The sequence below is a fragment of the Chloroflexota bacterium genome, assembly GCA_035652535.1.
In the GTDB taxonomy this organism is placed as follows: domain Bacteria; phylum Chloroflexota; class UBA6077; order UBA6077; family SHYK01; genus DASRDP01.
The window spans coordinates 1-20,562 of the sequence record DASRDP010000128.1; the positions used below are offsets into that span (position 1 = coordinate 1).

General features: G+C 66.2%; 21 protein-coding genes. 6 read left to right on the forward strand and 15 right to left on the reverse strand.

The annotated features are described in order from the left end of the window. From VFC51_16375 to VFC51_16390, 4 genes are all read right to left on the reverse strand, one after another. The coding region (locus tag VFC51_16375) for a UbiD family decarboxylase (protein ID HZT08600.1) at positions 1-842 on the reverse strand (842 nt) is incomplete at its 3' end. A 65-nt stretch (positions 843-907) separates the two neighbouring features. After that, entirely contained in the window at positions 908-2,056 is a 1,149-nt protein-coding gene (locus VFC51_16380; protein HZT08601.1) for a cupin domain-containing protein, read from the reverse strand. A 50-nt stretch (positions 2,057-2,106) separates the two neighbouring features. After that, positions 2,107-3,570, reverse strand: coding sequence for a UbiD family decarboxylase (locus tag VFC51_16385; GenBank protein HZT08602.1), 1,464 nt, complete (start codon positions 3,568-3,570; stop codon positions 2,107-2,109). A 112-nt stretch (positions 3,571-3,682) separates the two neighbouring features. Continuing rightward, entirely contained in the window at positions 3,683-4,273 is a 591-nt protein-coding gene (locus VFC51_16390; protein ID HZT08603.1) for a UbiX family flavin prenyltransferase, read from the reverse strand. A gap of 286 nt (positions 4,274-4,559) precedes the next feature. Between VFC51_16390 and VFC51_16395 the strand changes: the two genes are divergently transcribed. Continuing rightward, positions 4,560-5,219, forward strand: a complete 660-nt coding sequence (locus VFC51_16395; GenBank protein HZT08604.1) for a hypothetical protein — start codon at positions 4,560-4,562, stop codon at positions 5,217-5,219. A 119-nt stretch (positions 5,220-5,338) separates the two neighbouring features. On the opposite strand, the gene VFC51_16400 is transcribed toward VFC51_16395, so the two are convergent. Genes VFC51_16400 through VFC51_16410 form a run of 3 tightly spaced genes read right to left on the reverse strand, consistent with a single transcriptional unit; the run spans position 5,339 to position 8,141 of the window. Next, positions 5,339-6,550 carry a M24 family metallopeptidase gene (locus VFC51_16400; GenBank protein HZT08605.1) on the reverse strand — a complete coding sequence of 404 codons (1,212 nt, stop codon included), beginning with the start codon at positions 6,548-6,550 and terminating at the stop codon, positions 5,339-5,341. A 32-nt stretch (positions 6,551-6,582) separates the two neighbouring features. Next, complete coding sequence (locus tag VFC51_16405) at positions 6,583-7,128, reverse strand: hypothetical protein (protein HZT08606.1); 546 nt, start codon at positions 7,126-7,128, stop codon at positions 6,583-6,585. A 44-nt stretch (positions 7,129-7,172) separates the two neighbouring features. Beyond that, on the reverse strand, positions 7,173-8,141 hold the full coding sequence (locus VFC51_16410; protein ID HZT08607.1) for a quinone oxidoreductase: 969 nt from the start codon (positions 8,139-8,141) through the stop codon (positions 7,173-7,175). A gap of 287 nt (positions 8,142-8,428) precedes the next feature. Between VFC51_16410 and VFC51_16415 the strand changes: the two genes are divergently transcribed. Both VFC51_16415 and VFC51_16420 read left to right on the forward strand, forming a co-directional pair. After that, complete coding sequence (locus tag VFC51_16415) at positions 8,429-8,824, forward strand: hypothetical protein (GenBank protein ID HZT08608.1); 396 nt, start codon at positions 8,429-8,431, stop codon at positions 8,822-8,824. A gap of 179 nt (positions 8,825-9,003) precedes the next feature. Then, positions 9,004-9,414, forward strand: a complete 411-nt coding sequence (locus VFC51_16420) for a VOC family protein (GenBank protein ID HZT08609.1) — start codon at positions 9,004-9,006, stop codon at positions 9,412-9,414. Positions 9,415-9,558: 144 nt separating this feature from the next. Here the strand turns inward: VFC51_16420 and VFC51_16425 are convergent, their stop codons facing one another. Together VFC51_16425 and VFC51_16430 are read right to left on the reverse strand one after the other, a co-directional pair. Further along, on the reverse strand, positions 9,559-9,993 hold the full coding sequence (locus VFC51_16425) for a hypothetical protein (protein ID HZT08610.1): 435 nt from the start codon (positions 9,991-9,993) through the stop codon (positions 9,559-9,561). Positions 9,994-10,201: 208 nt separating this feature from the next. After that, positions 10,202-11,107, reverse strand: a complete 906-nt coding sequence (locus tag VFC51_16430; GenBank protein HZT08611.1) for a methyltransferase domain-containing protein — start codon at positions 11,105-11,107, stop codon at positions 10,202-10,204. 321 nt (positions 11,108-11,428) lie between these two features. Between VFC51_16430 and VFC51_16435 the strand changes: the two genes are divergently transcribed. Both VFC51_16435 and VFC51_16440 read left to right on the forward strand, forming a co-directional pair. Next, positions 11,429-13,261, forward strand: a complete 1,833-nt coding sequence (locus tag VFC51_16435) for an ATP-binding protein (protein HZT08612.1) — start codon at positions 11,429-11,431, stop codon at positions 13,259-13,261. After that, entirely contained in the window at positions 13,230-13,694 is a 465-nt protein-coding gene (locus VFC51_16440; GenBank protein ID HZT08613.1) for a response regulator, read from the forward strand. Before VFC51_16435 ends, VFC51_16440 begins: the two co-directional genes overlap by 32 nt. Here VFC51_16440 and VFC51_16445 read toward each other — a convergent pair. The 6 genes from VFC51_16445 to VFC51_16470 all read right to left on the reverse strand — a co-directional run bounded on the left by VFC51_16445 (position 13,691) and on the right by VFC51_16470 (position 18,637). Beyond that, positions 13,691-14,146, reverse strand: coding sequence for a hypothetical protein (locus tag VFC51_16445; protein ID HZT08614.1), 456 nt, complete (start codon positions 14,144-14,146; stop codon positions 13,691-13,693). The genes VFC51_16440 and VFC51_16445 overlap by 4 nt on opposite strands. A 30-nt stretch (positions 14,147-14,176) precedes the next feature. Beyond that, positions 14,177-14,992 (reverse strand): hypothetical protein, encoded by an 816-nt coding sequence (locus VFC51_16450; GenBank protein ID HZT08615.1) that lies wholly within the window; start codon positions 14,990-14,992, stop codon positions 14,177-14,179. Between the two features lie 61 nt (positions 14,993-15,053). Continuing rightward, positions 15,054-16,496, reverse strand: coding sequence for a hypothetical protein (locus VFC51_16455; GenBank protein ID HZT08616.1), 1,443 nt, complete (start codon positions 16,494-16,496; stop codon positions 15,054-15,056). A gap of 1 nt (position 16,497) precedes the next feature. After that, a complete protein-coding gene (locus tag VFC51_16460; GenBank protein ID HZT08617.1) occupies positions 16,498-17,226 on the reverse strand; it encodes an SIMPL domain-containing protein in 729 nt (242 codons plus the stop codon). Between the two features lie 47 nt (positions 17,227-17,273). Next, entirely contained in the window at positions 17,274-17,771 is a 498-nt protein-coding gene (locus tag VFC51_16465) for a (2Fe-2S)-binding protein (protein HZT08618.1), read from the reverse strand. Then, positions 17,768-18,637 (reverse strand): xanthine dehydrogenase family protein subunit M, encoded by an 870-nt coding sequence (locus VFC51_16470; GenBank protein HZT08619.1) that lies wholly within the window; start codon positions 18,635-18,637, stop codon positions 17,768-17,770. The genes VFC51_16465 and VFC51_16470 overlap by 4 nt, the downstream gene beginning before the upstream one ends. 95 nt (positions 18,638-18,732) lie before the next feature. On the opposite strand from VFC51_16470, the gene VFC51_16475 reads away from it, so the two are divergent. After that, positions 18,733-20,562 (forward strand): xanthine dehydrogenase family protein molybdopterin-binding subunit (locus VFC51_16475; GenBank protein ID HZT08620.1); only part of this gene is annotated, 1,830 nt, incomplete at its 3' end.

The window sequence follows — 20,562 nt, forward strand, 5'->3', positions numbered from 1 at the left end:
TCGCCGAAAGGCCCTTCCATGAGCTTGGTGTTCGGATATGCGAAGCCCTCGAGGACGATCTCCGCGTGCGCGGGGATCGGGAGACCCGTGTACTTGCCCTTGATGGCCTCGATGGCCTCTCCGCGCAGGCCGCCCACCCACTCCATCTCGCTCACGCCGACGCCGATCTCGAGCGAGCTGGCGACAAAGAAGACGGGGTCGCCGCCGATGACGATGACGACGGGGAGGGGCTCGCCGCGCGCGAAGTACTTGTCGCGGTGGATCCGACCGTGCTTGCCCGGTGAGATGTAGAGCCCGACCTGCTTCTCGTTATGGAGCATGACACGATAGGTCCCGGTGTTCACCCAGTCGCTGTCCGGGTCCTTGGTAATGTCGACGCAGCCGGTCCCGATGTAGCGGCCCCCGTCCTCCGGATGCCAGAAGGGGGCGGGGAATTTCAGGAGGTTGATGTCGTCGCCCTCGTCGACGTTCTGAAGCACGGGGCCGTTGTCCACGTACCGCACGGGGATTGGCTCCATGGAGTCCATGCGGTTCTCGAACCAGTCCATCAACCCCTCGGTCGAAATGTTGGGGTCGAGGCCCAGCGTGATGGCGAGGCGACGCGGCTCGCCGTTCGAGTTCACCAGGACGCGAAATCCTCTGGGGTAGCCAGGGATCTCGTCGCAGAGCACGGCGGGGGCGCCGTCGGTGTGGGTGAGCATCTCGGCGATCCGGCCGATGTCCTCCTGCCACGTCGCGCCGTTCACGCGCCGCAGCTCGCCGATGGCGTCGACGCGTTCAAGCCACTCGCGCATCCCTTTGTAGTTGCGTATGCTCGTCGGTCGCTCGGCTACGTCGACCATGCTCTCCTCCACGTTCAACATTGCGGCTCATGGCCCGACGGGGTCGCCCATGAGCGAGCACGCTCTTACGCCCTCGACCCGGCGTAGTTCCATTGGTACTGCCGATCGCCGTAGGCATCGGCCGGCATCAGGCTCGTGAGCCCCCGTTTCGCAAGCTCCTCCTCGAAGCGCTGGCGAATCATCGGGTCCTCGTTGGGATACTCGATCTGGTCGCGCTCCATGTCCTCGATCTTCTCGCTGAACCCGCTCAGGAACATGGGCGGGTGGAGGGCAACGTACCGGGCCGGCTCACTCCCCAGGTTGAAGTGCTGGTGGAACCACCGATTCGGGGGCACGAAGATCGTGCCCTCGTGCCACGGAACGATGACCTTCTCCTGGCCCTCCGGCCACATGACGGAATATCCCTCGCCCTTCGGGATGACGAGAACCCACCCCGCGCCGTGCCGGTGCGCTTTCTTGTAGGTCTGCGCCGGGAAGACGGACATGTGGGCCGTGAGGGGCGATTGGGGGAACCGGATCCATACGACGTGGCCGCCTGCGCCCCTCGTCGTAAAGGGGGAGAGGTGGTCCCAGGTGGCCATGTTCGGGAAGAAGTTGCCGTACCAGAAGACGCCGGCCCCAACACCGCCGTCGTCGAGCGGCTGATGGACTGCCTTGGCCTCCGAGAGGACTTCCGCCTCGGGGGGCGGCATGGCATTGCCGCTGAAGGGCGATTTGAAGAAGGGCTCGGCGTCGCCGGTGGTCGCCATAGCGAGGGGCAGATAGTTGTTCGTCAGGATCCGGGCCGGTTGGTTCCCCTGGGCGTTGCTCAGCTCGTAGGTGCAGTTCCGCGGCAGGCGGAAGAGGCTCGTCTTGCCCCATTCGAAGGTGTGCTTCGACCCGTCCGCCCAGGTGAGCGTCGTGAGACCGCGTCCATCGAGCACGTAGGCCACTTCGTCCATCCCGAAGCAGGTTGGAGGAAGCGATTTGCCCGGGGGGATCTCCGTCACCCGGATCTCACTGACCCCTTCCAGCCCGGCGAGGAGGAGGAAGGCTGCGTTGCACTGGCGCGCCTCCCACCAGCTCAGCTCCACCGTTCGCCCGTCGGGAACGAAGTAGCCGCGGTGGATCGGGATGCCCTGCGCTTCCATCCACTGGTGATACGCCGTCGGCGTATCCCATCGCGCGTCGCCGGATGCCGCCATCGGCTCGGACGGCTTAGCCGTGTCAACCATTGAAACTCCCTGGACCTCCCGCGTCGACGCGGCGAGGCGTGATTCGCGCGCTACTGGACGAGCCAGCCCCACCGCTCGCGGGCGACGCGCTGCTGCTCGGCGTTGAGGTTGCAAACGGGCGGGAACTTGTCCTTCCACTCAAAGGGTCGGCAGGCATCGATGATCAAGCGGGAGTTGAAGCCTTTCTGATCCGGATGGATCGCCGGGTCCAGGGGCCCGCTCCATGCCCGCTTGATGAGATCGATGGACCGCTCCGGGTCTGATCGTGTGCACACGGCCCACATCACGTCTTCCAGGTTCGTGGGATCGATGTCCTCGTCCACCACGACGACGATCCGCCCCAGGTACGCCCCCGCGTGGCACATCGCGGCAATGTGCCCGGCCTGGCGCGCGTGGCCCGCGTAGCGCTGCTTGATGGAGACGGCGAGGAACAGACGGGACCCGCCGACCTCGTGGGCCCACACCCCCTGCACGTCCGGCACGCCGGCCTTCTGGATGTCGTCGAAGAGGAGCGCGGAGCGAAGCCACGCCCGGTAACGCGCCTGCTCGTCGACGGGCTTGTTGGGCGGTAGGCCGAGCAGGATCGGGTCGTTTCGATGGTAGACGGCCTTGACGTCGAGCACCGGCTCCGGGCGGATGTCCGACGCGTAGTAGCCGGTCCATTCGCCGAAGGGGCCCTCGGGAAGGCGCGTCGCATTCGAGGCGAACCCCTCCAGCACGATCTCCGCGTCGGCCGGGAAGGGCAGCCCCGTGATGGGTCCCTTGATGGTCTTCACCGGTTCGCCAGCGATCCCGCCGACCCAGTCGTACTCGGTGAGCCCGTAGGGGATCTCGGTGCACGCGGCCAGGAACATCAGGGGATGGGACCCGAGGACCATGACGACCGGGCAGGGCTCGTTTCGGTCGAACCACTTCTGGCGGTGGATGCGGCCATGCTTGCCTGGCGAGATGTAGTAGCCGACCTGCTTGGCGTTGTGCAGCATCACGCGGTAGGTTCCGCAGTTCACCCAGCCGTCGTCGGGATCGCGCGTGACGTCGAAGGAGCCGGTCCCGATGTATCGGCCACCATCATTTGGGTGCCATTTGGGCGCGGGGAACTTGGTCAAGTCCACGTCGTCCCCGCGCATGATGTTTTCCATGACGGGACCGTCGCTGACCTCGACGTGGGCGAGCGGCTGGAACGCGTGGAGCCGCTGGCGCCAGTGCTCTTGCTGCACCGACGTCGGTACGTCGTGGGGGACGCCAACCGAGAAGGCGATCCGGGGATGGGTGTTGAACGGGTTCACCAGGACGCGATAGCCCGGCTGATAGCCAGGGATGTTGTCGAACAGCACCGCTGGAGACCCCGCCGTATGGTGAAGGACGTCGGTGGCCTGTCCGATGTCCTCTTCGGTATTGGCGCCGTTCACGAACTTGAGCTGGCCCATGGCGTCCACGTGCTTCAACCAGTCACGAAGGTCCGTGTATGCGAGGCGGCCGCCGGTGGATGTCCGCGTAGGGGTTTCGATAGCCATCTTCGTTTCTCCTCTCTCCTGCTGGAGCCCGGCCGCCCAACGCGGGACGAGCCGCCATCGGACCCGCGGTCACGGACGGGGCGGGCGCGGGGCCCGGCCTCCATGACCGCGCTCAGTCGGTGGCTCGGTCAGCGCCTACGGTCAGCTGGCCATTCCACCGCTGGAATAGCCCCTTCTCGATCCCAAATTGATCGAGCACCTTCTGGACCGTGTGGTTCACAATGTCGTCCACTGTCTTCGGAAGGTGATAAAAGGAAGGAACCGGGGGCAAGATAACACCGCCGGCATCCGTGACGTCGAGCATAAGCTTCAAATGGCCGCGGTGAAGCGGCGTCTCGCGGACGACCATCACCAGCTTCCGGCGCTCCTTCAGCGCGACGTCCGCGGCGCGCGAGAGCAAGTTGTCGTTGTACGAGTTGGCGACCGACGAGAGCGTCTTGATCGAGCATGGCGCGATGACCATCCCATCGGTCGGGAATGATCCGCTCGAGATGGCCGCGCCCACGTCGCGATAGTCGTAGACGACCGTGGCCATGCGGAGTACGTCATTGACCCGCCAGCCGGTCTCAAACTCGATCGTGTGCCTGGCCGGCTCGCTCACCACCACGTGCGTCTCGATGTCCGGCGACCCCTGCAAGACCTCCAGCAAGCGGACCCCGTAGATCGCGCCGGTTGACCCGGAGATACCGACAACCAGCCTCATAGACCGCGATCTCCTTCCGTGGCGGGTCCGGCGCGCGCTCGACGATGTCGCCGTGTGGTGTTGTACCCCAGGAAAAAGACTGACCGCAAACGGCGCGGTGGGGGATCCCTGCGGCCGGAGCCGGTTCCGGTATCATGATCAGTCTGTGCTGTTGCAGCGACTGATTGGAACAAAACTGAGACACAGCCGGAGGTACGCTTCGCGCTACGCGCGGGGTCTCGCTTCCTCGGATCGAAGCATGGGGCACAGGACCGCGAGCGATCTCATCACACGTAGGAAAGGCGTCATGGCAAGAGTTCCCCGTTTCCCATCCCTTCGCGTTGGAGCGGCGCTCGGCCTGCTGCTTCTCATGGGCCTGACTGTGGTCCCCGCGAGTGCCCAGTCGAACTACTATCCATACGGCTACGGGTACGGCAACGGATACTATCCGGGCTCGACCAGCTACAGCGGCTACTACTATCCGAATTCGACCGGCTACAATGGCTACTATTATCCCAGCTACAACAGCGGGTCGTATTACTACCCGTCCTACAACTCCGGCTCCTACTATTACCCCAGCTACAACAGCAGCTCGTATTACTACCCGAATTCCAGCTACTGTCCGTCTTATAGCAGCAGCAGCTCGTACTACGCGGGATACAACCAGTACTGTTCGTCGTCCGCCTACTACTACCCGAACAATTCGTACTATTACCCCTCGACGAGCGGCTACTATAATTATGGCTACTACCCCGGTTCGTACAACTACGGGACTAGCAGCTACTATTACCCGGGAACGAATTACTCGAGCATCTACGGCGCCTATTACGGAACGGGCTATGGCGCTTACAACTACGGCTATCCTGGCAGCTATGGCTCCTACAACTACGGTTACTATCCGGGCACGTACGGGAGCAACTATGGCGGCTACGGCTACGGATACGGGTACTATCCGTACAGCTATTAGGCCGGGCGCGCCGCGGCGCGTCTATCCGCCAGACGACACCGAGAGGCCCGAGCAAGTCGCTCGGGCCTCTCGCCAACTGGCGGCCTCATTGGTCGATGAAGTGTCTGCGCGACCGTTCGTCAGATGAGCTCGTGCAGCTCGCGCTTCCGGCCCCCGAGGCGCTCGGCCCCGTTCTTGCGCACCACGACGGATTCGCCCCAGTGGCCGTAGTCCGGCTTCCCATCCACCTGGGCGCTGGGTTTGATGATGAAGCAGCAGCCCTCCTTCACCTCTAGGGCGCGCATCTCCGGCGTGATTCGGGTCGTGACGAGCGGCCCGTCGTCGCCCAAGCCGCGGCCGTGCATCGTGAGAGACGCCTTGCCGCGGCCATTCATGCCCGTCACCTCGCCCGCCTCGATCAGCTCGCCGACCGTGACCCCCGGCTTCAGGGCCGCGAAAACGCGATCGAACGACTCCCACGCCAGCTTGATGCCGTCGCGAAGATCCTGATGCGCGGGCCCGATGGAGAAGGTCTCGTCGAGCTGCGCGATGTAGCCGCCCCAGCGGCCCTCGATCTCGATAGCGAGAACATCGCCGGTCTGCAGCTTCCGAAATGATGGCTGCTCCAGGCGGTGGTAGGTATTGCCGAGGGGACCGCTGATCCAGCCGAACATCGGCTGGAAGCTGCCGCCGGCGTCGGCGTTCGCGAAGTTCATCCACGCGAACACGCGCCGCTCGGGTACGCCCGCGCGCGCGTGCTCGCGCACCGCGTCGATGGTCTTCTCCGCGACCACCGCCCCCTTGCGGATGAAGTCGATCTCTTCCTCGCTCTTCTGATATCGGGCCTCGCCGATGATGTCCGTGGCGGAGACGATGCGCGCGTTGGGATATGCTTGCTTGATGATCTCGACCGACTGCCAGTTGGCCTCGCCCTCTATCGCACGCACGTGGGCCAAGAGCGAGGACGTGAGCGCGGCGACTCCGATGGTGCCCCGCTCGTTGAACCCCATCTCCTTGAGGCGGTGCACCACGGTGCTACCGCCGCTCCCACGAGGGGCAGCTCGCAGGTCGCTGAACCAATTTGACGATGGCCATACCCCGCCCCGGCTGTGCCACGCCGTGAGCTCCCCTTCGATGGGGAAGACGACGGTCGTCTCGTCTGAGTTCTCGCCGAGCTGGGTCAAGTAGCGGGCGGATGCCTGGCCGCGATCGTGGCTATTCGTGCACGGGAGGCAGACGACGACGTCGATGCCGTCTCTGGCCATCAGCTCGCGCACCCGGCGCCAGCGTAGATCGCGCTCCTCCGTCGAGAACACCGCATTGCTCCAGTCGTGGGTCCACTGCTCTGGCATCAAGCGCCCTCCAGCGAATTTGAGCGATGGGCCTATCGATAGCTCGTGTTGGGATCCTCGGATGGGAACCAGCCGCCGAGCCGATGGTACGCCTTCAGATAGGAGACCTGGCCCATGTTCGTCATCGCGTTCTCGAGGAGGCTCATGAGTCGGACTGCGACCGTGGGCAGTGGCGTGTATTGCGGCTCGTTCAGCTCGCGATCGAGCCCGCCCGGCGGCAGGTCCTCGATGTACGCCTTCGTCAACGCGGCGGCTGCGCTCTCGTATTCGAGGATCAGCTCTTTCGACGCATTGAAGGCTCGCACCTGCGCCCTCGTGTGGGCCAAGTTCCGCCCGAAGTCAAAAGGCTCGGGCGGCATGCCAAAGCGCGCGTGCCAGCCATCGCCGATCCAGAGCTGGTCGCGCCCGCTCAGGCGCGACACATTGCTGTCCATGACCCGCGTGAACCGCCAGACGAGCCAGCCCATAGGCGGATGCGGCTCCTTGCGTAGCTCGTCCGGCGTTACGTCAGCCAGGACTCGATGGACCGACTCGTGAACACGCGTGAAACCGTCGAGCAGAACGGCCTTGTCTCCCACGGAACTCACCTCTCGCAGTGCTCGGCGCGCCCGTCAGCGCCCGGCTACGGAATCAGCAGGACCTTCCCCATGGTCTCGCGGCTCGTGAGCGCCCGGTGCGCCTCCCCGGCCTCGGCCAGCGGCAGCGATCGATCGATCCGGATCTGGAGCTTCCCGCCGGCGATCCAGTCGAGAACTTCCCCGGCCCGCCACCGCAGCTCCTCGTCCTCCGCGATGTAGTGGGTGAGGGTGGGCCGCGTGAGCCAGAGCGAGCCCTTCGCATTCAGCAGCTGGGGATCGAACGGCGGAACGGCGCCGCTCGACTGACCGAAGAGCACCAACGACCCACGCACGCGCACACAATTCAGGCTCTTGTCGAAGGTGTCCTTGCCGACGGAGTCGTACACGATGGCGGCGCCGGCCCCGTTGGTCAGCCGTTTCGTCTCTGCCTCGAAGTCCTGTCGCGTGTAGAAGATGATCTCGTCGGCGCCCGCCTCGCGCGCCACGCGCGCCTTCGCCTCGGTCGAGACGGTGCCGATGACGCGCACGTTGCGCATCTTCAGCATCTGGCACAGGAGCGCTCCAACGCCTCCGGCCGCGGCGTGGACGAGGCACGTGTCCCCCGGCCCCAGGGCACCCATCGAATAGGCGAGGTAGTGGGCGGTGGTCCCCTGAAGCATTGCCGCCGCCCCGCGCGGCGCATCTACGCCATCTGGAAGGTGGACCAGCCGATGCGACGGCACCGCGATGTGCGTGGCATATGATCCGGGGATCAGGCACCAGGCGACGCGGTCGCCCACGGCAACCGCCGATACTCCGTCCCCAACCGCTTCCACGGTTCCCGCGCCTTCGGATCCCACGCCGCTCGGGAGCGCCGATTTGTAGGCGCCGCTGCGTTGATACGTGTCGATGAAATTGACGCCGGCCGCCTGCACGCGAACGAGCGCCTCACCGCGCTTGGGCTCTGGCGTGGGCAGCTCCTCCAGCTTCATGACCTCGGGCCCGCCCGTCTCGTAGATCCGAACCGCCTTCACTGAACCCTCCGTCCATCCGTTGCGAACGCTCGGAACACATGGATTCTATCCAGGTCTGCCGCGGCTCCGGCCAGGCATGAGCGCTGCCGAGTCCGCGTTTCAGATCGTTTATGCGACGCGTCTGGGCTCAAGACGCTCGATCTGGTAAACCGGACAGTGTCACCGCCTACGCGCCGGTGACTGATCTTCTCCCTCCCTCGAACCTGGAATCCGAAGGCGTCTGCAATGATCGATCGCCAGGCAGAGAAGATCGCCAGACTCTCCTGTGTCTCACCCGGAGGACCCCCATGCAAGACCGCAGAACGCGACAATCCCGCGGGCCGAATATGTCCGTGAGGGCCTTGATCCGCTTGGCGCATCGCATTCGGGAGTGGACGGCGGGCCACGGCCATCGGCTCATGCAGCGACACGACTGGGCCGCGATCGTCCACGATGTCCATAAGTCCGAGGCGGTCGCGGTAGCAGGCGTGACGCCGCGCGCCTACGCCTTCGGCTGGGATCAGCGCCCCCACGCGAAGTGGCTCGTGCCCGCGACAGCCCCTGCCCCGGACGCTCGAGAAGATGGGCCGAATAACAGCGACCCGGGGATCCCGTGTGTGATGCGCGGCGGGCGGGAAAACGCGAGTGGTGGCGTCGGCCCCGACCAATCGCGCGCCGCTGCTCTCAAGTACGCCGCCGCATAGGACGCGCTTCACGCCGATTCCCACGACAGGGCTCAGACCTCGCGCGAGGCCCGGGAAGACGTCGGGGAACGATGCAGCGAAGCGCCAATTGCGATCTCCAGCTGCCTCGTCGACCCGATCTGACAGCCAGTCGCCACGTTGATACCATTAGCGCAAGCAACAGACGGGGAGGACCATCGATGGCGACCATTGCGAGGCTAAGTCACGTTGGGTTCAACGTTCCCCGCGAGCTTTTCGAGAAGGAATGCGAGTTCTGGGAGCACGTGATCGGTCTTCAATACACGCACGGAACGCCGGGGGTTAACGCCTTCTTCACCGCCGATCCGCTTCGCGACCATGAGTTCATTCTCTATGCCGTGGACGGGCCAGTACCGGGCAAAGAGGATCCCGGCTGCATGCTCAATCACGTCGGCTTCGACGTCGCGACGAACGCGGAGGTCGACGAGTTCACGACCCGGCTCCGTGCTCATGGGTTCCACGTCGACGAGCCCGAACGCGGGCGGCGCCAGAACAAGGTTACGAGCCCCGCGGGGATCCACTTCGAGATGAATACTCCGCCCTATCTGGACCCAGCGGTCGTCCGTGACTGAGGTCAGGGCCCGGCCCTCGAGCAGGACGCCGAAGAACGGGCGCAAACCGTTCGTGCTGAGCCCTTCGGCTTCGCTCAGGGCAGGCCAGTGGAAGCACGCCCCGCCCTTCGACGGACTCAGGGCAAGCCGTTTTTCCGCATCCTGCTAGGAGCGGGCTCGCTCCGGCGTTCGCGACTGATTGAAGGCGTGGGACTTGGCCATGAGATCGGCGTTGGTGTAGCTCTGGCGAACGTCCGCACCGTCGATCTTGCCGGAGGCCCAGAATCCGTCGGCGGTCTCAACGATCGTGACGCTCTCGATGCCGATGACATCGAGCTCGCGGCCGAGGGTGCGAAGCGCCTCAGACAAGTTGAAGCGGGGGTTTCCGCCCTCGAGCCCCCGAAACATCTTGGCCCACGTGCGCAACGCGTCCAGCTCCCACGCGCGATACTGGCGTTCTTCGCGCGATCCGCGCCGCCCGCGCCACGACACTTCGACCAGCTCTCCCTGGTCCACAATAATGATCTCGGACGCGCGGGCGGATTCGAGGAACCGGCCCATGGCGCGCAGCGTCTCCGCGTACTGACCCGTGGAAATCATTGCCTTCTCCGACCGGACCTCGATGCGACCTCTTTGTTCAACCGCGCCCGCCGCGGCCCCGGATGCTGCCGTAGCTGGCGTTGATAATAAACCAGCGCGCCATTGTACCGCTGCTCGATTGTGCCGAAGAGAAGCGTTTCCACCGCAGAACAGTACGGAAGTACCCGGATTTCCGACCATGCGATGCATCCGATCGAAGACCGGCGCCTCAATCGGGCTTGCTGGCTGCGAATACGCATGCTGGCATGGGCAGCTCGATCGCGCCGCTCGGTCTCCGAAAACGCGCGGCTGCAGCGGTCACCGCGTCCTGAATCGCTCGCTGGGCGGCGTCCGTTTGCGCGATGATCTGGCCGCGCGTCCGTGCCGTTCCGTCCCGCATGATGAGGAAGAGCTGCTCGGGCGATGAGAGCCGCCAAGCCTGGGGCACGAGGCGAAACGTCGGGTCCACGAAACCCGCTGTCTCCAGCGAGCGGCGCGCTTCGTCAGGATCGCTGAACCGAAAGAACGGCGGCCCTGGAGGGATGGCTGCTTCCCCCTGACCGAATTCGGCCAGCGCCTTCAGCACGATCTGGAACGCGACGGCCTGGTTCGGTTCGGCCCAGACCGAGCACGCAATGCGTCCGCCGGGACGGAGGACACGCCAGGCCTCTCGGAGGGCCGCATCTGGGTCGCCGAGATGGAGCAAGCCATAGAGACACCCGAGCGCGTCGATCGTCCCGGACGCCAGCGGTAGGTTGTGCGCGTCCCCGGCGATCAATCGAGCCGCAGAGCGTCTGGCCGTCGCCGTCCGCAGCATCGAGGTCGAGACGTCGACGCCGATCGTCATCGCGCCTCGATCCGACGCCGCCTCGGAGAGCCACCCCGGCCCACAGGAGACGTCCAGCATGCGCGTCCCGGGGCCAACGTCGAGGGCGTCCAGTATCGGTCCGATCGTCTGCTGCGTGAGGGGGCCAAAGCCGTCGACGTAGGCGTCGACGACCGACTCCCAGGCATGCCGCTCGTAGGCGTTAAAGCCTCTAACGTCAAGGTCGGCGATTCGCGATCCTCCCGGCCGCGCGGCTCGGCGGCCAGGGTCAATGGTACGGCACGGTGGGCTCGCCCCGACGCGGTCCACGACCTGAGGCCCCTGGCACCAGGCTTCGCGCGGAAGCAGAGACCCGATCGCAGCGTCGGAGCTGCGCCGTGTCAGGGCCGTTACAGGATCTCTCCGGGCTCAGGATCCGCCGTACATCCGGCGTCGGGCCTTGTATGCTGGTCGGGACAAGGCTGCACGGGCAGCCCCATAGGGGGGTGCCCGCGGCATTCAGCGCCTCGTCGCGACGTCCAGAGAGATGGCGCCATGCGCGGGAGCGCGATCTGTGGCAGGTTTGCCCTTCCCCCTGGGAGCGGGATGACGAGAGAACGAACATCCGCTGGCTAGCGGTCGCAGGTGAGTGTGGAACTGATCGTTGCCGTCCTCGTTGTCTTGGTCGTCGTTGTCCTCTTCACCGCGATGCGAAACCGCCAGATGCGGCAGCTTCGTGCGCTGAATGCGGAGCTGGATTCGCGGGTGCTCGCTCTTACCGAGGACTTCCAGGCGCAGCTTGGCGCGGTCCGTGCCCGCGAGAGCCTTCTGGATCTCGCGCCCGACGGGATCCTCGTGCGCGGCTTCGTGTCGAAGGCCATCCTCTTCTGGAATCACGGCGCGGAGCTGATGTATGGGTGGAGCAAAGAGGAGGCTGATGGCCGAAACCCGCACGAGCTTCTCAAGACGGAGTTCCCGCGTCCGCTCGACGACATCCTTGCCGACCTCGTTCGCGACGACCACTGGGAGGGTGAGCTGCGCCACACACGCAAGGATGGGTCGCGGGTCTGGGTGTACAGCCGGTGGACGCTGCAGCGCGATGAATCTGGCGCGCCGAAAGCGTTTCTCGAGATCAACACGGATATCGGCTCTCAAAAGCGGGCGGAGCAAGAGCGCGCCGCGCGCGAGGCGGCGGAGGCTGTTGCCCGACGGACCGCGCTTCTCGCCGACTCGTCCCGCGTCTTTGGCGAGGCGCGCCTCGACGCGCAGTCCGTCGTCGACGCCGTGGCGACCTGGATCACTGATGCGATAGGTGACGGCGCGGTCATCCGGCTCGTCTCCGACGACGGCCAGTCGCTCTCGGCGGTAGCAGTCCGCCACCGCGATCCGGAGCCCGAGGCCTATTTCCGTCGGCTCAATGAGGAGCAGGTTCACACCCCCGAGGACCTGCCATTCCGGGACGTCCTGCGCACTGGCCGGGCGACGCGCATCGAAGAGGTGGATTGGGATTCATTTCGGGCGCAACTCCTGCCACAGCATCGGGCATACGTGGACCGCTTCCGCGCGTACAGTCTGCTGGCCCTTCCCCTCCGCGCCCGTGGGCGCGTGATCGGCATCATGGTGCTTCGGCGAGACTCCCCCGGGCGTCCATACACGAAGGACGACGAGGCGCTCCTGCAGAACGTTGCCGATCGAGCTGCTCTTGCCATCGAGAACGCGAACCTCTATCAGGAGGCCATTCGTGCCCTCGGAGTTCGCGACGAATTCCTCGCCGTGGCCGCCCACGAGCTGAAGACGCCTCTTACGGCGCTGCGCCTCGCTTCCGATATGTTGCTCCGGGTGACCGGCGGTCGCGGCCTCGACGGGGTCCAGGCTCGCCGCCTCGCCGAGCGAATTCATGATCGAAGCGTCAAGCTGTCGGACCTCGTGAACGAGCTGCTGTCCGTTTCACGAATCGAGTCAGGCGCGCTGAGTCTTAGCCGCGAGCGCACCGACATCGTTGCGCTGGTGCGCTCCGTGCTGGAGGGCCTGCCGGACCGGGAACGGCACCCGATTCGGTTAAGCGCGCCGGACCAGGCCGACGCCTGGGTGGATCCCATGCGGGTGGAGCAGGTGATTCTCAACCTCGTCACCAATGCGCAAAAGTTCAGTCCGGCGGGATCGCCCATCGAGATCGAGATCGCCTCGGCGCCCGGGGAAACGGTCTGCGTGTCGGTGCGCGACCATGGGATTGGCGTTCCCGAGGAGCATCGCGGCCACATTTTTGAACGCTTCTTTCAGGCGAAGACGCAGGGCCACGTGGAGGGCATGGGGCTCGGCCTGTACATCAGCCGGGAGATCGTGAAGCAGCATGGGGGGACGCTGAGGGCAGAGTTTCCACCGGATGGGGGTCTGCGAATCGTCGCGACGTTCCCGTCCCAGCCGACCGATGAAGCCGACGGGAGCGTGGTGATTGACGGAGAGCCTTCGAAGCAGCCCGCATGAGAAGAGTCGACCCGGGGATTCTCGTGGCGCGTGCTCCGTCCTCGTTGTCGACGACGATCGAAGCATTCTCGACACCGTCTCACAGGCGCTAGACCTTTCCGGATTTCGGGTGGCAACGGCGGCGGACGGCGCGGAAGCGCTCGACGCCGTGGCGGACTTCCAGCCAGACGTGGTGTTGCTCGACATGTGGATGCCGGTGATGGACGGATGGGAGTTCGTTCGGCGCCTGGACCGAGGGGGCGAAGCGCCCAAGATCGTCCTGATGTCAGCGACGACGGATCTCGGTCGCTGGGCGGCCGAGATCCAGGCGGACGGCTTTCTCGCAAAGCCTTTCGGGATCGATCACCTTCTGGTGCTCGTCGAAAATGCGTGCCAGCAGGCCAAGGCCGAGCGCGGGACAAGCGGGCGGGAGGGCAAGGCTCGATTTCGTTAGCCGCGCGCGGAGTAGCGAGGACCCTGTTGCCAGCCGTGACGCATCGCCCGTCGGCTGGCGCTCAGCGAGAGGAGGTCGCTCTTATGGTAGAGCTGACGGAAGTATCGACCTCCCGCCACGCCCGAGACGCGAAATCCCTCAGGCTCCTCGGTAATCGTCGACACGTCCACCTGGGCGCGGTCGAGCTCCTGTCCGAGGGTGCGCAGTAGCTCCGCGAGTGACCCGCCCGGGTTCCGCGTAAAGATCCCCTTCCGCATCGCCCGGGCGTCTGCCCGGAGCGTTTCGAGATCGATCTCCTGCAGCGCACGCTGTTCCGCGGTGCCCCCGCGCCGCTGCCACGTCACCGAGACGAACACGTCGTGGTTGGTGATCTCGATCGCCTGCGCTTGCTCCTGATCGAGCAAGCGGCCCAACGCGCGAAGGACGTCGGCCTGGTCTCCAACAGTCGGCAAACCGTCTCCACATGGTCGATGCCGGGGCTTCTATGCCTCGCGATTGATGAGTACGCGCCGGTACTGCGGGTGGTGCATGTCGCGCACCTCGTGCTCCAGCTCGTGGAGGAGCAGCCCGCTCGCGGGGTCGACGATGGCCTGGAATCGAAACTGGTGGTTGCGGATCTCTTCGGTCAGGAGGCCGCGCTCCCGAAAGAACCGGTATGGCGACGAGAAGTTGGCGACGTAGACGGCGATGTGGTACCCGTCATACGCGCGGAGCTCTCCTGCGTGCTCGCGGAACACGATCCGCTGTTCGGTTCCCATTCGGACGTGCGCCGCCGGCCCCTCGCCATCGTCCGATGCGCGCGCTGGCGTCGCGAAGACTTGCTCGTAGAACCGCGCGATTCCGTCCGCCGCGCCGGGTTTCACGAGGAACTCGATGTACGGGATGCCGAGCCGCATCTCTCCAAAGCGCGGTGATGGCTCGTAGGCGCGGATCTGGTTGCCCCACGGGCACGTAATTTGGACGTGGTCCGCGGTCCGCTCCCAGTGCAGCTTCGTGTGAGCGAGCCTCGGTTGGACGGTCGTCAGCCTTCGTTCCAGCGCGTCGAGGCTCGGTATCACGAGACCGATATGCCCGGCGACGACCTGCGCCTCGCGCGTGGGCAGATGAAATTGGTGGCTCCCCACGTTGACGTGCATGTTGTCGATGCTGACGGCACCGAACGGGTCGCGCGTGAGGCCGAGGCCGACGATATAGAAGAGCGTAGCCTCGAGCTGGTTCGGAACCGTGACGTTCAGATGCTCCATGAGCAGAATATTGCCGACGTCGAGCTGGGTGACCTCCTCTGTCGCTGCCGCCATGGCTGCCCCTCCTCCGTGGCCTCTTGGCCGAGGATAGCAAGGCGCTTGGTTCGGGGTCAATTCACGCGTCCGGTCGGTTTAAGTTTTGAGGCAACACGTTCCCGGTGCGAGAGTCGTAGTCGAGGCAGTCCGATGCTGGTCCGGCGGCGCGATTCGCCGCTTCGAGAGCGGACCCGACGTCCGCCCAGGCGGCCGTTAGCCGGGCTTCGTCCGGGGTGCCCGTCACGCCCCGGCCGACGTCGATGTCGGGGTCGGCGTCCGGACCGGGCGCTGGCGTCCCCCATGGAACAAGTCCGGACACGCCTGCCGCGCGGAACAGCTCGAGCGCGCTCCACTCATGCTCGTGCGGGACGCCGTCGATGTCGACCCACGGCGCGGGCACCCCGGATCGAACCGCGGTGGCGCGATCGCCACTGAAGAGCTGCTGTGAATCGCCACGGATCTCGCGCGTGTACCCAAACTCCGTGATGACCGAGGTCACCCCCGCGCGGCGAAACATCATCGCGTCGTCGACGGGAAAGGGATTGGCGTCGTATTCGGTCAGCCCCCACACGTTCCAGCAATAGGTCCCGCAGGCGTCGAGCGCTTGTTGCACCAGGTTCTGGTACGTGGGAAGGAGGTCCGGCGACGGTGGCCCGCCGGGCCGGTAGTTCCAGTCGACCAGCTCGGCCATGTACTGAGCGCCCATGAAGATCGCGTGATTCGTATCGATGGCGCGGATCGTGTCGACCATGTCCTTGGTGAACTCGAGGTACCAGCCATACGCCTCGGCAGCGCTGATGCCGTTGCGGGGGCTATTCCGCGCCTTCAGCTCGTTTCCCAGTTGCCAGCCAATCAGGACCGGGCTCTGCGCGAAGGCGCTGACGATCTCCTGCACCCACGGCTTATAGAACACTTCGTAGTTTGGCAGGCTGCGCGCGACGCCATACCCGTGCTCCTGATCGAAGTCGAACGCGCGCACGCCGGCCCGGTACCAGGGCGCGGGGAGGACCGGCACGTCGCGAAAATTGGGGTGGTCGTAGGCGTGGCCGTCGCCGGGAACGCCGATGGGGTAGTAATCGGTCAGCACGATCATAACGTAGAGCGCCTCCTCCGGCGGGACCGTCGCATCGTAGGCCTGGACCGTGTCGACGACCGCGCGGAGCGCGGCGATGGCGGCGCTCGCGGTCGCCGGCGACCGGTCCGCGGCGAGGCCGTGGCCCGTGGCAAAGACGCGGATCCAGCGCATGCGGGTGGCGCGCGCCCAGGCCAGCGTCTCGGAAATGCCACGTCGGAATGGGAGATTAGGGACGTTACTTCCGATGGAGACGAGGGGGACGCACGCCGGATCGTAGAGGCGGCCGCCGACGACAGAGACGAACCCGGGACTGCGCCAGTCGTGCGACCGAGGAGGCGGCGCCTGCTGAGGGGCCTCGCCCTCCTCCTGGCCGCGCGCGGGGCTTCCCATCATGACGACGAGCAGCGCGAAGGTACACGCGATGGCTGCGCCCCGAGGGCTTGTCACCTCAGATTCGATACGACACCCGCACCGTCGCGTGGACCGTCATCTCGCCGGCCTCCACGGGCGTGGAGGGCTGCGCGGCCATCGGGGCCGCGCCAAACGCCGCGTAGGTTCGGGGGATCGGAACCGTCGTCGACTGCTCCGTGACGGAGAGCAGCTCGCCGAGGCGCACGCCTTCGGCCACCGCGATGGCCTCCGCCTTGGCGCGGGCATTCTGCGTCGCGAGCGTCAGCGCTTGCCGTCGCCACGCGTCGGTATCCGAAAGACCGAATGAGATGCCGCCGATGACGTTCGCGCCATTATTGATCGCCGAGTCCAGCACCGAGCTGGCCATGCTCAGGTCTCGAACGATGATCGACACGTTGTTGCTGGCGCGATAGGCCTGAATCTGGGGCGGCGTGTCATCATTCGGGCCGCGCTGTCGATAGACGGGCTGAAGCGAGAGTCCGGTCGTCTGAATGTCGCGGCTCTCGATGCCGAGCGCCTTCGCGCCCGCGATGACGGCCGCGAGCTGCTGGCTCACAGTGCCCATCGCCTCGTCGGCCGTGGAGGCCACGGAGGTCACGCCCACGGTTACCGTTGCCATGTCCGGCTCGGCGTGCACATCGGCCTCGCCGGTCACGGTGATGGTGTGATCGGTACTGTTCTCCGATTGCGCCCATGCGGGCCGAAATGGCGCCAGGGCCAGGACAATTGTGGCGCAGAAGGCCATCCACCGTACCCGTGCGAGCATGAATTCCCCCTTTCTTGCACTGACGGCTTTTTATCAGGGCCGGACCGCTATGACAAACCAGAGCGATCCTTCGCTCGCTCGGCGAGCCGATCGGCGGCGAGCTGGACGGCGGACACGATGTTCTGATAGCCCGTGCAGCGGCAGAGATTGCCGCTGATCCCCTCGCGGATCTCCCGTTCTGAGGGATGCGGATTTTCGCGGAGGAGCGCCTCGACTGTGAGCACCATTCCAGGGGTGCAGAATCCACACTGAAGGCCGTGCGCTTCCCAGAATGCCTGCTGAATCGGGTGGAGCGAGCCGTCGCTCGCGGCGAGCCCCTCGACGGTTTGAACGCGGGAGCCATCCGCCTGAACGGCGAAAATGAGGCATGACCGGACGGGCTCGTCGTCCAGCAGCACCGTGCAGGCTCCGCAGACCCCGTGCTCGCAGCCCGCGTGGGTGCCGGTGAGGCCGAGCTCATCGCGGATGAAGTCCACGAGCAGCGTCCTCGGCTCGACCTCGCGCACCCAATCCCGTCCGTTTACCGCCATGCGCACCCGCGTCATGTCTCTCGCGCTCGCTGTGCGGCCTGGAGGAGAGCGCGTCGCGCGATGACGCTGGCGACCCGACGCCGATAGCCCGCGCTCGCGTGCACGTCGTCCGCTGGATCGAGATCCTCCGTCGCCAGCTCGCTCGCCTCGCGCAAGAGCCGCTCGTCGGGCGCGCGCCCCAGGAGCGCCTGCTCGGCCCGCGCCGAACGAATGGGGCGGTCGGCCGCGCCGCAGAACACCAATCGCGCTCGGTCGATCGGGCCCTGCTCCTCCAGGGTGACGAGTGCGGCCACGCCGACGATAGCGAAGTCACCGTGCCGCCGGCTGACCTCCTGGAAGGCCATGCCCGTCCGGGGCGGGACGTCGGGCACGTGAATCTCGGTGAGGAGCTCCGTCGGTTCGAGCTGTGTCGTAAAGGGTCCAAGGAAGAAATCGGTCGCCGCGACGGCGCGCGTGCCCGTCGCGCTCCGCACGGTGAATTCGGCGTCGAGCGCCATCATCACGGCCGGCAGCTCCGCCGCGGGGTCCGCGTGGGCGAGACTCCCACCGATGGTGCCGCGGTTCCGAATCTGGACGTGGCCGACCAGCCCCAGCGCCTCCGTCAGCAGCGGCCAGCGCGCTCCCACGTCCCTTGCACGCTCCACCTGGCGCTGGCGCGTCATCGCCCCGATCCGTAGCTCGCCGTCGACACGCGTGACGCGGAGATCCTCGATCCGGTTCAGGTCGACGAGATGCGCCGGACGAGCGAGGCGAAAGTTCATGAGGGGCACGAGGCTCTGGCCGCCGGCTAAGACCTTCGCCTCATCGCCGAGCTCGGCGAGCAGCCGCACCGCCTGGTCGACGGACCGGGGGGCATGGTAGGCGAACTTCGCGGGCTTCATGGCCGGCTCGCGCTCCGCGTCGTCGGTATACTGGGGCGACGCGCGTCATTGTCGGCTCGCGCCGTTCTCCATGTCAACGGGCAGGCGAGATTGGGATGACCCACGAGACATCCGGCGCCGGCTACATTGGCCAGAGCGTCCGCCGTCGGGAGGACCCGCGCCTCTTGCGCGGCGAAGGGCTCTTCGTCGCTGACGTCCGCCTTCCCGGGATGGTCCACGCGGCGTTTCTGCGCAGCCCATTCGCGCACGCGCGCGTCGTTCGGGTCGACACGAGCCGTGCCCGGGCGATGCCCGGCGTTCTGGCCGCGATCAGCTTCGCGGACCTGGGGTCCGTCCCCAAGCTCCCGATGCTGGTTCCCCACCGGGCGCTGCGCACGCAGATGCCGTACCCGCTGGCGCGGGACCGCGTCTTCTACGTCGGCGAAGCGGTGGCGGCAGTCGTGGCCGAGAGCGCGTACCTCGCCGAGGATGCGCTCGAGCTCATCGACGTCGACTACGAGGAGCTGCCCGTCGTGGCGAACGCCCGGGCCGCGTTGGCGCCTGACGCTCCGGTCCTCCACGAAGACATGACCGATAACGTGGCGGCCGTCATCTCCCAGACCGTCGGCGACCCGGACGCGGCATTCGCCCGCGCGGACCTGGTGCTGCGCCACGACTTTCGGTTCGGCCGGCTGAGCGGCCAGCCGATGGAGACGCGAGGCGTGGTGGCGGTCCACGAGCGGACGAAGCTGGGCGAGACCTTCACCGTTTGGAACTCGACCCAGTCACCCCACACGGCCCGGCGCATCCTCGCCGACACCCTGGGCCTGCCGCACCACGCCGTGCGCATGATTGCACCGGACGTGGGCGGGGGGTTCGGTGTGAAGAACCGCTTCTATCCGGAGGAGTTCGTTGTGCCGTTCCTGGCGCGGCTGGTAGATCGTCCCGTTCGCTGGGTCGAGGACCGGCGTGAGGACCTATTGACCACGTTCCAGGAGCGGGAGCAGACCCACGAGATGGAGATCGCGGCGAGCAGCGACGGCGCGATCCTGGGCATCCGCGACCGCTACGTCGTCGACATCGGCGCCTACTCCCCCTTCGGCATCGTCGTGCCGTTCAATGCGTCGACGACGCTGCCCGGCCCATACCGTCTTCCCAATTACTTCACCGAGATGCGCGCCGTGTACACGAACAAGGCGCCGATGGCGCCATACCGCGCGGCAGGGCGCCCGCCGGGCGTCTACGCGATGGAGCACGCCATCGACCGCGTGGCTCGCGCGCTCGGGCTCGACCCCGCCGAGGTCCGCTCCCGGAATTTCATCCAGCCGGATGCGTTTCCGCACCGACTCGGGCTGATGGACCGAGATGGAACCGAGATCACGTACGACAGCGGCAACTACCCGCGCTGTTTACGGGACGCGCTGGCGCTCATCGACATCGACGCCTTCCGGAAGGAGCAGGCCGAAGCGCGGTCGGACGGGCGCTATCTCGGAATCGGCATCGGCTGCTACGTGGAGTCGACCGGCCGGGGCCCGTTCGAGGGCGCGACGGTTCGCGTCCAACCCGACGGATCGGTCGTCGTGGTGACCGGCGTGGCGCCGCAGGGCCAATCGCACGAGACGACGCTCGCCCAGATCTGCGCCGATCGCCTTGGCGTCCCGCTGGAGCACATCACCGTGATCACCGGCGACACCGAGGCCATCGGCCTCGGGATCGGCACGTTCGCCAGCCGAAGCGCGGTCGTGGCGGGGAATGCCGTGAGCCTCGCCGCCTCTGAGGTGAAGGAGAAGGCCCTCAAAGTCGCCGCCCAGCTGATGGAAGTCGCGGCCGACGACCTCGAGCTGGCGGACGGCGTCGTTCGCGTGCGTGGGGTGCCCGACCGAACGATGGCGCTGAAGGACGTCGCGCGGGTCGTGACGGCCCCGCCGCCGGCCTTCACGTTCCCG